Below are 13,957 nucleotides of genomic sequence, written 5' to 3' on the forward strand. Positions count from 1 at the left end.
CAATATGTGACCGCGGTCGCACGCGGGCCCGGTGCACGTCGGGATCCCTGACTAGCATCGTCGTCATGGCGTCTTCGCTGTCGATGGACATCGGCGGTCGGACCTTGCGAGTCACCAATCCCGACAAGGTCGTCTTCCCCGGTGCGGACGGCCGGGCGGACGTGACCAAGCTTGCTCTCATCGAGTACTACCTGTCCGTCGCCGACGGCGCCCTGCGCGGAGTGGCCGGGCGGCCGATGATCCTCAAGCGCTTCGTCAAGGGCATCACCGAAGAGGCGGTGTTCCAGAAGCGCGCACCCGAGAAGCGGCCCGAATGGGTCGACGTCGCCGAGCTGAAGTACGCCTCGGGCACGTCGGCCAAGGAGGCCGTGCTCTCCGATGCCGCCGGGCTGGCGTGGGCGGTGAACCTGGGTTGCGTCGACCTCAACCCGCACCCGGTGCGCGCTCACGACCTCGAACACCCCGACGAGCTCCGCGTCGACCTGGATCCGATGCCCGGGGTGGAGTGGGCGCAGATCGTCGACGTCGCGCTGGTGGCCCGCGACGTGCTCACCGACTACGGCCTGACGGCGTGGCCCAAGACCTCGGGCTCCAAGGGCTTCCACGTCTACGCCCGCATCGAGCCGAACTGGCCATACCGGCAGGTACGCCTGGCGGCGGAGACGATTGCGCGCGAAGTCGAAAGGCGCGCACCGGATTTGGCGACGAGCCGGTGGTGGAAGGAAGAACGCGAGGGCGTCTTCGTCGACTTCAACCAAAACGCCAAGGACCGGACGGTCGCGTCGGCCTACTCGGTGCGTTCGCGGCCGGACGCGCGGGTCTCGACGCCGCTGCGGTGGGACGAGGTGCCCGGATGCCGACCGGAGGCGTTCACCGTCGCCACGGTGCCGGAGCGCTACGCCGACATCGGCGACCCGTGGGAGGGAATGGACGACGCCGCGGGCGGCCTCGAGGGGTTGCTCGCGCTTGCCAAGGAGTTGGGTCCTGCGGAGAAGGCGCCGAAGGGCGCACGCCGCGACGGCGGCGGAGCCGGCCAGCGAGTATCCACGAAGCCGCTCATCGAGATCGCCAGGACCAAGACCAAGGACGAAGCGATGGCCGCCCTCGAGACGTGGAAGGCGAAGTACGCGTCCGCCGCCGACCGGCTGACACCGGTCGACGTCCTCGTCGACGGCATGCGGGGGCCCAGTTCGATCTGGTATCGCGTCAGGATCAACCTGCAGCACGTGCCCGAAGACCAACGGCCAGCGCAGGAGTCACTCATCGCCGACTACTCCCCCTGGGAGGGCTACACGGGTAACCAGGGTGCCCGGAACTGACCGCTTTCCGGCACGGTTTGCTGTCAGGCCCTCGCGGAAGTCTTAACGATGTTTTAGGACTTACTCCCCGGTACCTTATTTTGGCCCCTTACCTTGGGATTCAAGTCGAAGTGACGGCGACGCCGCCAACGCATCGGCAACTACCGAAGGGAGGCAGTGCCATGATCGCAACGAGCACCAGCTCAGCAACGAATTCCCGCTTCCGCTATGGAAATCCGTCGGTCGAGTGCAACGGCGCCGAGCTCCACAAGCAGTGCCGTCAGCTGGCCACCGTCCTCACCATCACCGGATCCGTCGACGAGGTGAACGTCGGCCAGGTGGTCGCCCAGGCCAAGGGCTGCATCATTGCCGAGAAGCCCTTCGTCTTAGATCTCAGCGGCGTTACCTCCTTCGCTGCCCAGGGCATCGAACTGCTCGACGCCATCGACGAGGCCTGCTACGCCGCGGGTGACGAATGGTCACTCGTCATCAGCCAGGCGGTCTCGCGCACGCTGCGGCTGTGCGGGGTGGACGATGTCTTCCCGGCCACGCCGTCGGTTCCCGATGCGCTGCACCACTTCTCGGACGTTGCGGGCGAACGCCGGCGCATCCTCCCCATCCTCACCAAGTCCGCCTGAGCGAAAGGAATCACGACATGCTGATCGACGTTCGCTGGCTACGCTTTCTCCTGCAGCGCCACCACAGGGCCACCTTGGCTCAGCCCGCCCGCTAACCGCGGCCTTCCTCTTCATGGGAAATGCCCACCTCCGAGCATCGCTCGGGGGTGGGCATTTTCGTTGGGCGGGCTTCTAGCAGTCGCCAAAGTGGAGCAGTCCGAGCGGTCCGGTGACGCACGCGCCACCCGGATAGCCGTAGCCGCCGTAGTACGCCGGTGGTGGCGGGGGACCCCAGCCTCGCCCGCGATCCCACCCGGGACCGCCGCCACCCCAGGGGCCCGGGCCGTGACCCCAACCGCGGTCCTGCGCCCACGCCGAATGCGTCGCGACGGGGGACGGCGCGGCGTTGGCGACGCCCGACCCCATTCCCAGCGCTGCGACGCCGATGGCTCCTGCGATGGCGGCGCCCGCGGCGATGGCCTTCACGTCGATCATCTGAACCTCAATCCAAAACCGTTGTGCGATAACGGAAGCGACAATTAATTATGCCGTCTTCCTAATTCTGGACAGTACGCCTCCACCCTCGTGGAAACGCCGTGCCGGGCCTGTGCAACTTCTCACCCTCCGTGGCGGAATACCTCGAGGTCGGAGCGCGCCGCACCCTGCGTCATTTCGGCGTTTTGTGGGTATGACGGCACAGCACCACCGAGACGACGACGTCATCACAGGCTGGAGGACCACGCATGGGTTCGACCGAGGGCACCAAGGGTTCGGCGGAGGCCCGAGAGAAGGCACCCGGCCAGCTGACGGGGGCGGTGGTGATCGTCGCGTTGGTGTCGGCGGTGTCAGGCATGCTCTACGGCTACGACACGGGCATCATCTCCGGAGCCCTGCTGCAGATCACCAAGGACTTCGGCATCGAAGAGGCCTGGAAACAGGTGATCGCCGCGAGCATCCTGCTTGGTGCCGTCATCGGCGCACTCACCTGTAGCTACCTGTCCGACAGACGCGGCCGCAAGGGCACCTTGGTGATGCTCGCCGTCGTCTTCGCCGTCGGCTCGATCTGGTGTGCGTTGGCGCCCAACCCCGTGCTGCTTTCGGTCGGACGGCTCGTCCTCGGCTTCGCCGTCGGCGGTGCCACCCAGACCGCCCCGATGTACGTCGCCGAGCTCGCACCGCCGAAGTATCGCGGTCGTCTGGTGCTGTGCTTCCAAATCGCAATCGGCGTCGGCATCGTGATCGCGACCATCGTCGGCGCCTCGGAGTCGATTCCGTGGCGGTGGTCGATTGGAGCTGCGGCCGTCCCCGCCGCGCTGATGTTGGTTCTGCTGCTGCGGCTTCCGGAGAGCCCGCGCTGGCTGGTCAAGCGTGACCAGGGCGACGAGGCACGGAGCGTGCTCGAGCGGGTCCGACCGTCGGACTACGACGTCGACGGGGAGCTCGACGAGATGGCCGAGCTGGCCCACGAGGAGAAGACGGCCAAGACCCGCGGCTGGCCGGGACTGCGCGCAGCGTGGGTGCGACCTGCGTTGATACTGGGCTGCGGAATCGCGATCTTCACCCAGCTCAGCGGCATCGAGATGATCATCTATTACTCGCCGACGATCTTGACCGACAACGGCTTCTCGGAATCGGTCGCGCTGGAGGTGTCGGTCGCCCTCGGCGTGAGCTATTTGGTGGCTCAGCTCGTCGGGCTGGCGATCATCGACAAGGTGGGCAGGCGCCGGCTGACCCTCATCATGATTCCCGGTGCGGCGGTCAGCTTGTTCGTTCTCGGGTGGCTGTTCGTCTCCGGTAACAGCGGACGCGAATCCACCCCGTTCATCATCGCCTGCCTGGTCGTGTTCATGCTCTTCAACGCCGGTGGGTTGCAGCTCATGGGCTGGTTGACCGGCTCGGAGACCTACCCGCTCGCGGTGCGGCCGGCAGGTACGGCGGTGCAGTCCGCGGCCCTGTGGGGCACGAATCTGCTGATCACCTTGACGCTGTTGACGCTGATCAGCGGCATCGGTGTCGGGCCGTCGATGTGGCTCTACGGGTTGTTCAACGTCGCAGCCTGGGTCTTCGTCTACTTCCGCATGCCGGATCTGACCGGACGAAGCTTGGAGGAGATCGAGTCCAAGCTCAGCGCCGGCAAGTTCACGCCTGCGGACTTTGCGCGCGGCTGACACGGGCACACCACGGGTTGGGCGAATCGACAGGTTTGGCAAAGGTTGACGTGCGGGTAAATAGCCTGCGTGATCGAACCCGACGACTTCGCGGTCAGCCCGGCCCGGGAGAGCAAACCCATGTTCACACCGCCGGTCGGCGACCCGTCACTGGAACTCTTCGGACACGGCTGGTCGCCGACCAAGGCCGTCTCGGTCGACGTCGGCTCCTACCGGGGCAGACACCGCGCCGAGAACTAGCGCAGCTTCGCCGCCAGGTAGGGCGCCGTCCTGCTGTCCGCCGCGCCGGCGACGTGCTCAGGCGTCCCCGCCGCGACCACCCGGCCGCCGGCGTCGCCTGCGCCCGGACCCAGGTCGATCACCCAGTCCGCTCCCGCCACCACGCCCATGTCGTGTTCGGCGACGACAACGGTGTTTCCCGCCTCGACCAGCAGGTGCAGTTGGCGCTCCAACAATTCGACGTCGGCCGGATGCAGACCCGTCGTCGGCTCGTCGAGTACGTAGAAGGTGTGTCCGCGGCGGGACCGCTGCAACTCCGACGCCAACTTGATGCGCTGCGCCTCCCCGCCCGACAATTCGGTGGCGGGCTGCCCGAGTCGCAGGTAGCCCAGTCCGACGTCTCGCAGCGTGGCGAGACTCCTTGCCGCGGCGGGCACGTCGGCGAGGAACTCCGCGGCCTCGTCCACGGTCATCGCCAAAACGTCGGCGATGGTGCGGTCGTGATAGCGCACCGTCAACGTCTCCTCGGAGTACCTGGCGCCGTGGCAGGTGGGGCACGGCGCGTAAGTGCCTGGGAGGAAGAGTAATTCGACCGCGACGAACCCCTCGCCCTGACAGGTCGGACACCGCCCCTCGACCACGTTGAACGAGAAGCGCCCCGCGCTCCAGCCGCGCTTTCGCGCCTCGTCGGTGGCCGCGAACGCCTTGCGGACGGCGTCGAACATGCCGGTGTAGGTGGCGAGGTTCGACCGTGGCGTGCGGCCAATGGGCTTTTGGTCGACGATCACCAACCGGTCGACCACCTCCACGCCCTCGACGGTCACCCCGACGCTGGCGTCCACGTCGACGTCGGCAACCCCGGCGTCGACGTCGGCGGGATCGGCGTCCTCGGCCTCGGCGGTGCTGGCGGCCCCCAGATGCCGGGCGACGACGTCACCCACCACCTTGCAGACCAGGGTTGACTTGCCAGATCCGGACACCCCGGTGACGGCGGTGAACACCCCTAGCGGGATCTCCACCTCGAGGTCGCGCAGGTTGTGGAAGCACACGCCGCGAAGGCGCAGGGTCTGCGTCGCCACCCGCTTGGCTCGCGGCTCGGACACCCCGCCGCCGAACAGGTACCGCCGCGTCACCGACGTCGTCACGTCGGCCAGGCCAGGCACCGGACCGCTGTAGAGCACCTCACCGCCGAGCTCGCCCGCACCGGGTCCGACGTCGACGATCCAGTCGGCGCGCCGGACGACGTCCATGTCGTGTTCGACGACGAAGAGTGAATTGCCCGCTCGCCGAAGACGATCCAGCACGTTGAGCAACGGCTCGGCGTCGGCGGGATGCAGCCCGGCCGACGGTTCGTCGAGCACGTAGAGAACCCCGAACAGCCCGGCCCGCAACTGAGTCGCCAACCGAAGCCGTTGCAGCTCACCGGGTGACACGGTCGGCGTCCGCCGGTTGAGGCTGAGATACCCGAGGCCGAGGTCGACGAGCACCTGAATGCGCGCGACGAGATCGGCCGCGATCATCGTGGCCACCTCGGTGAACTCGCCAGACTCGATGGACTCGTAGGCCGCCTCGAAGTCGACGCGGTTGGCCGCGGGCGCAAGCGCCGCCGCCAGATCGGTCAGCGGCAGCGCCACGAGCTCGGCGATCGTCTTCCCGGCGAAGGTGACGCCGAGCGCCTCCGGCCGCAACCCCGAGCCGCCGCATACCGGGCATTCGACGGAGTCGACGAACTGCAACACCCGCCTGCGCATCATCGCGCTCTGCGAGTTGGCCAGCGTGTGCCGCACGTGGCGCTCGGCGCTGGAGAACGTGCCGTTGTAGAAGTAGTCGGCGGTCACCGCGGCACGGTTCGGATGGATCTCCACGGTCGGCTGGTCGTCGGTGAACAGAATCCAGTCACGCTTGCGCTTGGGCAGCTTCTTCCACGGCACGTCGATGTCGTGGCCGAGCGTGATCAGGATGTCGCGCAGGTTCTGGCCCTGCCACGCCCCCGGCCAGGCCGCGACGGCGCCCTCTCGGATCGTCAACGTCGGGTCGGGGACCAACGTCTCCTCGGTGACGCGATGAATTCGACCAAGCCCGTGGCACTCCGGGCACGCCCCGATCGCGGTGTTCGGCGAGAACGAGTCGGAGTCCAGCCGGATGGTGGCGCCGGGCGGGTAGGTGCCGGCCCGGGAGTAGAGCATCCGGAGCAGGTTCGACAGCGTCGTCACGGTGCCGACCGTCGACCGTGAGGTGCCCGCGCCGCGGCGCTGCTGCAGCGCCACCGCGGGGGGCAGACCGGTGATGTCGTCGACCTTCGGGGCTCCGGCGGGCAACAGCAGTCGGCGGGCATAGGGCGCGACGGATTCGAAGTACCGGCGCTGCGCCTCGGCGTAGACCGTACCGAAGGCCAACGACGACTTACCCGACCCCGACACCCCGGTGAACGCGACGAACGCGTCACGTGGTGCGGCCACGTCGACGGTCCTCAGATTGTGGACCTGCGATCCGACGACGCGGACGAAGGGATCGACGTCTTCGGGTGGCGTTGACACGACGTCAGTGTGGGCGCAGCCTCCACGAGTATCAAATGCCGCACGGACTGGTTGACGAAAGGGCCACTGCCACAACGGCACTGATCTTGATGAATTTTTCCGAGCTCGCCCCGGAGACACCGCGCCGGTGGCAGGCTCGGGCAATGGCATTCAAACTGACCTACTCCGACGGGCAAGAGACCGACTACGACGACGACACGGCATGGGAGGTCGACGACGGCGTCCTCAAGATGGGGCGCCGCGAGGGCGAGTGGTCCGTCCTCGTCTCACCCAGCCACTGGGCCGTGCTCGAAGTGGGCGGAAACCGGCCGAAGGATCGCGACGACATCGACGAGAAGGACACAGCCGAGAAGGACACGGCCGACGAGGACTCCGACGACGAGAAGAAGGACAAGGACGGCGACTGACCTGCGGGGACGCCTGCTCGCCGGCAGTCAGGTTTGAGCGAGGCGACAGCGGGAACGCCGCCTTGACCGGGAAACCGCGTGAAGGAGGAGTGATGACCGCAGGCTCGACGCCGACCGACAGTGCCTCCACCGGCGAACTGATCACCCAGCTGGCGGCACAGACGTCGCGACTCGTCCGCGACGAGATTCGGCTGGCACAGAAGGAGTTTCAGGAGTCGGCCAAGCATGCCGGCATCGGTGCCGGATTGTTCAGCGTCGCAGGCGCATTCGCCGTCTTCGGTGTCGCGACGCTCATTGCGGCTGCCGTGGCCGCCCTCGCCCTCGTCCTCCCCGTGTGGGCGGCCGCCCTCATCGTCGGGGCCGTGCTGCTCGCCGTCGGCGGTATCGCCGCGCTGACGGGCAAGCGACAGGTGCAAGAGGCGTCACCGGTCCCGCAACGAACGGTCGCGAACGTTAAGGACGACATCCGCGAAGTGAAGGACGCCACCCATGACCGCACCTGACCCCACTCCGCCCGAACCGGGGCCGGACGCAAGCCTCGATGATCTGCAGGCCGACATCGAGGAGACCCGGGAAGACCTCGGCGAGACGGCGCAAGCGTTGACCCACAAGCTCGACGTCAAGGCGAGGGCAGGCGACGCGGTCGCCGAGGCCAAGGAGAAGGTCGTGGAGACAACCACCACGTCCGACGGCTCGGTCAAACCCGCGCTTCCGGTCACCGCCATCGCCGTCGCCGCACTCGTCGTCGGCGTCTTCTTCTGGCGTCGGAGCAGGCGATGAGCCCCGCCGCGCCGTCGGCCACCGCGAAGATCCTCTACCGCCCGGTGGGTCTGGTCAGCTCGATTCTTGGTGGGCTGGTGGCCAGCGCCATCTTCAAGCAGATCTGGAAGCGGGCCAGCCCCGGCGACAAGCCGGATCCGCCGACGGCGTTGCAAACCGAGTATCCGTTCAAGGAGATCTTGGTGGCGGCCGCCGTGCAGGGTGTCGTGTATTCACTGGTCAAGACCGTGATCGACCGGCAGGGGGCGCGGGCCTTCGAGCGGTGGACCGGCGAGTGGCCAGGTAGCTGACTCGGTCCCAGCAGACGAGAAGTAGATCCACAGCTTGACCGGTGGTCGTCGTGCCACCATCGCACCATGTCGACGACCAACGCTGCCTTCGCGGTCATCCCGCACGGCGGGCCCGCGATCGCGGTGTTCGTAGGGTCGATCTTCTTCGCCGTCATCGCGGCCGTCGTCGCGATGGAGACAAAGCGCGCAGCCGTCGGCTGGGCGGTGGCCTCGTTCGTCGTGAGCGCGGTGGTGCTGAGCGCAGGCGTCGACGTCGCGGTGCACTGAGCGTCGAGTGAGATCGATCACCGGCGAGGAAACGACGCGTCGACGACTGCGCCGCTCCGGGGCCTGGCGGCCCGAACGACAAGCCTCCTCACAGTAAGCGTCCAGGAATATTTAGTTTCGCTAACGTAGTTTTCGGCAGTGGAGCCGACGACGGCACTCGTTGGCGATACGACCACCTGGAATTTTGAGGAGACCCCAATGTCAACTCCCACCACTGCCCGCGAAGTGCGCCTCTCCCGTCGGTTCGACGAGTTGACCTCGCGGTCGGGTTCCGGCGATCCGCAACTCGTTGCGGCCCAACCCGATCCGGCGGTCACCGCCGCCATGCAGGGTCCCGACGAGATGCTCGCCGACGTGATCCGCATCGCGATGACCGGCTACGCCGACCGACCCGCACTCGGCCAGCGTGCCGTCGAGTTCGTCCCCGACGAGTCGGGCCGCACGGTGGCCTCACTGCAGCCCCGATTCGAGACCCTCACCTACCGCGAGACGTGGCAGCGGGTCCGTGCGCTGGCCGACGCGCTGGCCGGAAACCCCGTCGAGCCGGGCGACCGCGTCGCAACCCTGGGATTCACCAGCGCCGACTACGCCGTCGTCGACATGGCGCTGCCCCTGACGGGCGCGGTGTCCGTCCCGCTGCAGACCAGTGCGCCCGTCGCCCAGCTGCATCCGATCATGGTCGAGACCACTCCCGTGGTGATCCTCTCGAGCATGGACCACCTCGACGACGCGGTCGAGCTCGCACTCACCGCCCACGCGCCGCAGCGCCTGGTGGTGTTCGACTACCACCCCCAAGTCGACGACCACCGCGAGGCACTGGAGTCCGCCGCCACCCGACTCGCCGACCTGAAGGTCGACGTCACCACGCTCCAGGACGTCGTCGAGGGCGGCGCCAAGCACTCCGCCGCGACAGAGACCCGCACGGGCGACGCCGACGCCCTTCGACTGCTGATCTACACCTCTGGCAGCACCGGTGCACCCAAGGGGGCGATGTACACCGACCGCCTGATGGCGAACTGCTGGCGGGGCTGGTTCAGCCCCGAGTGGGACACCGAGAACAAGCTGCCCGCCATCAGCCTGAGCTTCATGCCCATCAGCCACGTCATGGGCCGCGTGATCCTCTACTCGACGCTGGGCGCGGGCGGCACGGCCTACTTCGCCGCCAAGAGCGACCTGTCCACACTGCTCGAGGACCTCTCGCTGGTACGTCCGACCAAGCTCGACTTCGTCCCCCGGATCTGGGAAATGCTGTTCCAGGAAGTCCAAAGCGAGACCGACCGCCGGGCCGGCGGCCTCGACGGCGCCGACCGGGCCGCCGTCGAGCAGGAGGTCATGGCCGAGCAGCGCACGAGTCTCGTTGGTGGACGCCAGTTCTCGGCGATCACCGGCTCGGCGCCGATCTCACCCGAGCTGCATTCCTGGATCGAGGACTTCGTCGACGTCCACGTACAGGACGGTTACGGCTCCACCGAGGCCGGCGTCGTGCTCGTCGACGGCGCGATCCGACGGCCACCGGTCGTCGACTACAAGCTGGTTGACGTCCCCGAGCTCGGCTACTTCGCCACCGATCGCCCCCACCCCCGTGGTGAGCTGTGGGTCAAGACGGCCGACGTCATCCCCGGCTACTACAAGCGACCCGACGTGACCGCCGAGCTCTTCGACACCGACGGCTGGTACCACACCGGTGACGTCTTCGCGGAGACCGCGCCCGAGCATCTGTCCTACGTCGACCGCCGCAACAACGTGCTCAAGCTCTCGCAGGGCGAGTTCGTCACCGTCTCCAAACTCGAAGCGGCCTACGGCGGTCATCCATCGGTCCGCCAGATCTTCGTCTACGGCAACAGCTCTCGCTCATATCTGCTGGCGGTGGTCGTGCCGACCGACGACGTGCTCGCCAGCGTCGGTGGTGACGTCACCGCGGTGAAGTCGGTGCTGGCCGAGGCGCTGCAGAGCGTCGCAAGGGAGTCCGGGCTGCAGGGCTACGAGATTCCCCGCGACTTCCTCGTGGAGACAACACCGTTCACGCTGGAGAACGGACTGCTCACGGGCATCCGCAAGCTCGCGCGTCCAAAGCTCAAGGAGTTCTACGCCGAACGGCTCGAGCAGTTGTACGTGGACCTCGCCGACGGTCAGGCCGACGTGCTGCGCTCCCTGCGGCGCGACGGTGCCCAGCGCCCCGTTGCGGAGACCGTAAGCCGCGCCGCGAGCGCACTGCTCGGGACCGCTGCCACCGACGTGTCGCCAGACTCGGCGTTCACCGATCTCGGTGGGGATTCGTTGTCTGCGTTGACCTTTGCCAACCTGCTGCACGAAATCTTCGAGGTCGACGTACCCGTCGGCGTGATCGTGAGTCCGGCCAGCGACCTCGCGTCGATCGCCGCCTACGTCGAAGCGCAGCTGGCCGGCGGCACCAAGCGACCGACGTATGACGCGGTCCACGGCCGCGACGCGGTCGAGGTGCACGCCCGCGATCTGACGTTGGAGAAGTTCGTCGACGAGGCCACCATCGCCGCGGCGCCGTCGTTGCCCAAGCCGTCAGGCGAAGTGCGCACGGTGCTGCTCACCGGTGCCACCGGCTTCCTCGGCCGCTACCTGGCCCTGGACTGGCTTGAGCGGATGGATCTCGTCGACGGCAAGGTCATCTGCCTGGTGCGGGCCAAGTCCGACGACGACGCGCGGGCCCGACTCGACGCGACGTTCGACAGCGGGGATCCAAAGCTGTTGCAGCACTACCGCTCCCTGTCCGACCACCTCGAGGTGATCGCCGGCGACAAGGGCGACGCGAATCTCGGCTTGTCGCAGACGACGTGGCAGCGGTTGGCCGACACCGTCGACCTGATCGTCGACCCGGCCGCCCTGGTCAACCACGTGCTGCCCTACAGCCAGCTGTTCGGGCCTAACGTGGTCGGCACCGCCGAGCTGATCCGCATCGCCATGACCACCCGCATCAAGCCGTTCGTCTACATCTCGACGATCGGCGTCGGGGACGGCATCGAGCCGGGTCACTTCGTCGAAGAGACCGACATCCGGCAGATGAGCGCGGCGCGAAATGTCAACGACGACTACGCAAATGGCTACGGGAACAGCAAGTGGGCAGGCGAGGTGCTGCTGCGTGAGGCGCACGACCTGTGCGGTCTGCCGGTCTCGGTGTTCCGGTGCGACATGATCATGGCCGACACCACCTATGCGGGTCAGCTGAACGTGCCGGACATGTTCACCCGGATGATGCTGAGTGTGGTGGCGACCGGCGTGGCCCCGGCGTCGTTCTACGAATTGGACGGCGGCGGAAGTCGGCAGCGCTCGCACTTCGACGGCCTGCCCGTCGAATTCATCGCCGACGCGGTCGACACGATCAGTGCCCACGTCACCGGATTCGAGACGTTCCACGTCATGAACCCCCACGACGACGGCATCAGCATGGACACCTTCGTGGACTGGCTGGCCGAGGCCGGCCACCCGATCGTCCGGATCCCCGGCTACGCCGACTGGTTGGCCCGGTTCGAAACGGCGTTGCGGGCCCTGCCGGAGAGGCAGCGTCAGGCGTCGCTGTTGCCGCTACTGCACAACTACGGGCGACCGCAGCTTCCGGTGAACGGATCCATGGCGCCGGTGGACCACTTCCGCACGGCAGTGCAGGAAGCCAAGATTGGTCCCGACAAGGACATCCCCCACCTGACGGCACCGGTCATCGACAAGTACGCCACCGACCTGAAGCTGCTCGGGCTTCTCTAATCGGTCACACGAACATGCCCACCTCTGAGCGACTTTGCTCGGAGGTGGGCATTCGTGTCGGTGGCCGCGCTACGACGGCCCCGGATTACTCAGTCGATCAGTAGTTGTTGCAGCTGGTCGCCACGGACATGATCAGCCCGTTGAACTGAGCCGCCTGCGGGAAGCTACGAACGAAGTTGATCTTCTGCTGGCGCTCGGGCGACCCGGGAGGCGAGGCGACCAGACCCTGCAGGAACCCGTTTGCCGCCGGATCCTTCTGCAGCGCGGCGGTCGCCACGGGATCCTGAGCCTGGGCCGCGGCGATCACCTGGGGGTAGGTGCACGTCGAGTTGAGGATCACGGCGTCACCGGGGGCTGCCGAAGCAATTCCGCTTCCCGCCATTGCGGCGAGAGCCAAACCACCCAAACCAGCGGCCATCTTCGTTGAAAAAGTCATTTCGTCCACCTTCCGACACGTGTATACGACGGCATCATCGAAGTGTCGTCACGAGTTTAACCGTCGGCGACGGCGTCCGCGTTACATCTTCTCCGAGGGCAAAATCCGCACTTCGTCGAGCGGACACCGACTTGGTTAGCCACGGTAGCTATTTTGCCGCAAATGGTCCGCGCTAAACCCGTTCCGACGGGCAGTCGAGTACTCGGCGGGCCGGCCGCCCCGAATTCGCTAACTTCCTTGGCCGTCGGCCAACGAATCAGCCCAGGTCATCGCGGCATCGGAACCGAACAGTCCCGGCAGCCCGCCGGAGTGCAGAAACACGGTCGATTGACCGGGGCGCACGTCGCCGTCGCGCACCGCCGCGACGAGCCCTGCGAGCGCTCGGCCGGTGTAGACGGGATCGAGGATCAGCCCCTCCGTGCGCGCCGCCAGCAGCAGGGCGTCCTTCACCGATTCGGTGAACGCCGAATAGCCCGCACCCACCTGGTCGGTGCGCAGCCGCAGCGCAGGGGCGGCGTCACCGCTTGGACCACCAAGCCCGACGACGAGGTCCCCGATCCGCGCCTCGGGATCGGGCACTGCCCCCGTGTGCACGCCAAGCACGCGGTCGGCGCCAAGGGCATGGGTCAAACCGGCCGCGGTACCCCCGGAGCCCACCGCCACCACCACCTGCGCCAGCTCCGGCAGCTGGGCGAGCAGTTCGTGGCCGGCGTCGACGTATCCGCGGGCCCCGACCGCGTTCGATCCGCCAAATGGAATCTGCCTGGCGACGCGGCCATCCGCGGTCAGCTGCGCGGTGATCCGTGCCGCGTGGCGCTCCAACTCCCCCGAGTCCACGTCGCCCGCCCACACGATCCGCGCGCCGAGCATCGCGTCCAAGGCCAAGTTCCCGGTGGCGACGCCGCCGGTTCCGGCCAGCACCAGAACCACGTCGAGGCCGAGCCGAGCCCCCGCAGCGGCGGTGAGCCGGGCATGGTTGCTCTGCGCCGCGCCGGTGGTGACCAGAGTGGTTGCGCCTGCGGCGAGCGCGGCGGCCACCGTGTACTGCAGCTTGCGCACCTTGTTGCCACCACCGCCAGGCCCCAAGAGGTCGTCGCGCTTGACCCAGAGATCGTCCGGGCCGAGCCCGATGGCCGCGGCCAGCCGTGGCGCCGCCTCGAGCGGTGTCGGAAGCGTGCTGAGGGCAACGGACTCTCGATCGGTCAC

General features: G+C 67.4%; 14 protein-coding genes. 10 read left to right on the plus strand and 4 right to left on the minus strand.

The annotated features are described in order from the left end of the window. The first annotated feature begins 65 nt into the window (after nucleotides 1-65). Together B1790_RS20120 and B1790_RS20125 are read left to right on the plus strand one after the other, a co-directional pair. Nucleotides 66-1,319 carry a DNA polymerase domain-containing protein gene (locus B1790_RS20120; RefSeq protein WP_079925018.1) on the plus strand — a complete coding sequence of 418 codons (1,254 nt, stop codon included), beginning with the start codon at nucleotides 66-68 and terminating at the stop codon, nucleotides 1,317-1,319. Nucleotides 1,320-1,480: 161 nt separating this feature from the next. Continuing rightward, nucleotides 1,481-1,936 carry an STAS domain-containing protein gene (locus tag B1790_RS20125; RefSeq protein ID WP_079925019.1) on the plus strand — a complete coding sequence of 152 codons (456 nt, stop codon included), beginning with the start codon at nucleotides 1,481-1,483 and terminating at the stop codon, nucleotides 1,934-1,936. A 171-nt stretch (nucleotides 1,937-2,107) separates the two neighbouring features. Here the strand turns inward: B1790_RS20125 and B1790_RS20130 are convergent, their stop codons facing one another. Continuing rightward, a complete protein-coding gene (locus B1790_RS20130) occupies nucleotides 2,108-2,410 on the minus strand; it encodes a hypothetical protein (protein ID WP_079925020.1) in 303 nt (100 codons plus the stop codon). Between the two features lie 248 nt (nucleotides 2,411-2,658). Between B1790_RS20130 and B1790_RS20135 the strand changes: the two genes are divergently transcribed. Then, nucleotides 2,659-4,083: a sugar porter family MFS transporter gene (locus tag B1790_RS20135; protein WP_079925021.1), complete on the plus strand. Its 1,425-nt coding sequence runs from the start codon at nucleotides 2,659-2,661 to the stop codon at nucleotides 4,081-4,083. 69 nt (nucleotides 4,084-4,152) lie between these two features. Beyond that, nucleotides 4,153-4,323 carry a hypothetical protein gene (locus B1790_RS34735; RefSeq protein ID WP_158083854.1) on the plus strand — a complete coding sequence of 57 codons (171 nt, stop codon included), beginning with the start codon at nucleotides 4,153-4,155 and terminating at the stop codon, nucleotides 4,321-4,323. Here the strand turns inward: B1790_RS34735 and B1790_RS20140 are convergent. Continuing rightward, complete coding sequence (locus tag B1790_RS20140; RefSeq protein WP_142271412.1) at nucleotides 4,320-6,839, minus strand: excinuclease ABC subunit UvrA; 2,520 nt, start codon at nucleotides 6,837-6,839, stop codon at nucleotides 4,320-4,322. The two genes, B1790_RS34735 and B1790_RS20140, sit on opposite strands and share 4 nt — an antisense overlap. 143 nt (nucleotides 6,840-6,982) lie before the next feature. Here B1790_RS20140 and B1790_RS20145 point away from each other — a divergent pair, with 143 nt between their 5' ends. The 6 genes from B1790_RS20145 (at nucleotide 6,983) to car (ending at nucleotide 12,315) form a co-directional block, all read left to right on the plus strand. Beyond that, nucleotides 6,983-7,246, plus strand: coding sequence for a hypothetical protein (locus tag B1790_RS20145; protein ID WP_079925023.1), 264 nt, complete (start codon nucleotides 6,983-6,985; stop codon nucleotides 7,244-7,246). 92 nt (nucleotides 7,247-7,338) lie between these two features. Further along, nucleotides 7,339-7,749 carry a phage holin family protein gene (locus B1790_RS20150; RefSeq protein ID WP_079925024.1) on the plus strand — a complete coding sequence of 137 codons (411 nt, stop codon included), beginning with the start codon at nucleotides 7,339-7,341 and terminating at the stop codon, nucleotides 7,747-7,749. Further along, on the plus strand, nucleotides 7,736-8,026 hold the full coding sequence (locus B1790_RS20155) for a DUF3618 domain-containing protein (RefSeq protein ID WP_079925025.1): 291 nt from the start codon (nucleotides 7,736-7,738) through the stop codon (nucleotides 8,024-8,026). Before B1790_RS20150 ends, B1790_RS20155 begins: the two co-directional genes overlap by 14 nt. After that, nucleotides 8,023-8,316, plus strand: a complete 294-nt coding sequence (locus B1790_RS20160) for a DUF4235 domain-containing protein (protein WP_079925026.1) — start codon at nucleotides 8,023-8,025, stop codon at nucleotides 8,314-8,316. The genes B1790_RS20155 and B1790_RS20160 overlap by 4 nt, the downstream gene beginning before the upstream one ends. Before the next feature lie 66 nt (nucleotides 8,317-8,382). After that, nucleotides 8,383-8,583 (plus strand): hypothetical protein, encoded by a 201-nt coding sequence (locus tag B1790_RS20165; protein ID WP_079925027.1) that lies wholly within the window; start codon nucleotides 8,383-8,385, stop codon nucleotides 8,581-8,583. 198 nt (nucleotides 8,584-8,781) lie between these two features. Further along, nucleotides 8,782-12,315, plus strand: coding sequence for a carboxylic acid reductase (gene car, locus B1790_RS20170; RefSeq protein WP_079925028.1), 3,534 nt, complete (start codon nucleotides 8,782-8,784; stop codon nucleotides 12,313-12,315). 97 nt (nucleotides 12,316-12,412) lie between these two features. Here the strand turns inward: car and B1790_RS20175 are convergent, their stop codons facing one another. Beyond that, nucleotides 12,413-12,751: a hemophore-related protein gene (locus tag B1790_RS20175; RefSeq protein ID WP_079925145.1), complete on the minus strand. Its 339-nt coding sequence runs from the start codon at nucleotides 12,749-12,751 to the stop codon at nucleotides 12,413-12,415. A gap of 228 nt (nucleotides 12,752-12,979) precedes the next feature. Continuing rightward, complete coding sequence (locus B1790_RS20180) at nucleotides 12,980-13,957, minus strand: pyridoxal-phosphate dependent enzyme (protein WP_233165227.1); 978 nt, start codon at nucleotides 13,955-13,957, stop codon at nucleotides 12,980-12,982.

The sequence above is a fragment of the Mycobacterium sp. AT1 genome (assembly GCF_002043095.1).
GTDB lineage: Bacteria > Actinomycetota > Actinomycetes > Mycobacteriales > Mycobacteriaceae > Mycobacterium.

Coding starts and splice junctions, on each gene's coding strand:
- B1790_RS20120 (WP_079925018.1), top strand. CDS start 66: ATGGCGTCTTCGCTGTCGATGGACATCGGCGGTCGGACCTTGCGAGTC.
- B1790_RS20125 (WP_079925019.1), top strand. CDS start 1,481: ATGATCGCAACGAGCACCAGCTCAGCAACGAATTCCCGCTTCCGCTAT.
- B1790_RS20130 (WP_079925020.1), bottom strand. CDS start 2,410: ATGATCGACGTGAAGGCCATCGCCGCGGGCGCCGCCATCGCAGGAGCC.
- B1790_RS20135 (WP_079925021.1), top strand. CDS start 2,659: ATGGGTTCGACCGAGGGCACCAAGGGTTCGGCGGAGGCCCGAGAGAAG.
- B1790_RS20145 (WP_079925023.1), top strand. CDS start 6,983: ATGGCATTCAAACTGACCTACTCCGACGGGCAAGAGACCGACTACGAC.
- B1790_RS20150 (WP_079925024.1), top strand. CDS start 7,339: ATGACCGCAGGCTCGACGCCGACCGACAGTGCCTCCACCGGCGAACTG.
- B1790_RS20155 (WP_079925025.1), top strand. CDS start 7,736: ATGACCGCACCTGACCCCACTCCGCCCGAACCGGGGCCGGACGCAAGC.
- B1790_RS20160 (WP_079925026.1), top strand. CDS start 8,023: ATGAGCCCCGCCGCGCCGTCGGCCACCGCGAAGATCCTCTACCGCCCG.
- B1790_RS20165 (WP_079925027.1), top strand. CDS start 8,383: ATGTCGACGACCAACGCTGCCTTCGCGGTCATCCCGCACGGCGGGCCC.
- car (WP_079925028.1), top strand. CDS start 8,782: ATGTCAACTCCCACCACTGCCCGCGAAGTGCGCCTCTCCCGTCGGTTC.
- B1790_RS20175 (WP_079925145.1), bottom strand. CDS start 12,751: ATGACTTTTTCAACGAAGATGGCCGCTGGTTTGGGTGGTTTGGCTCTC.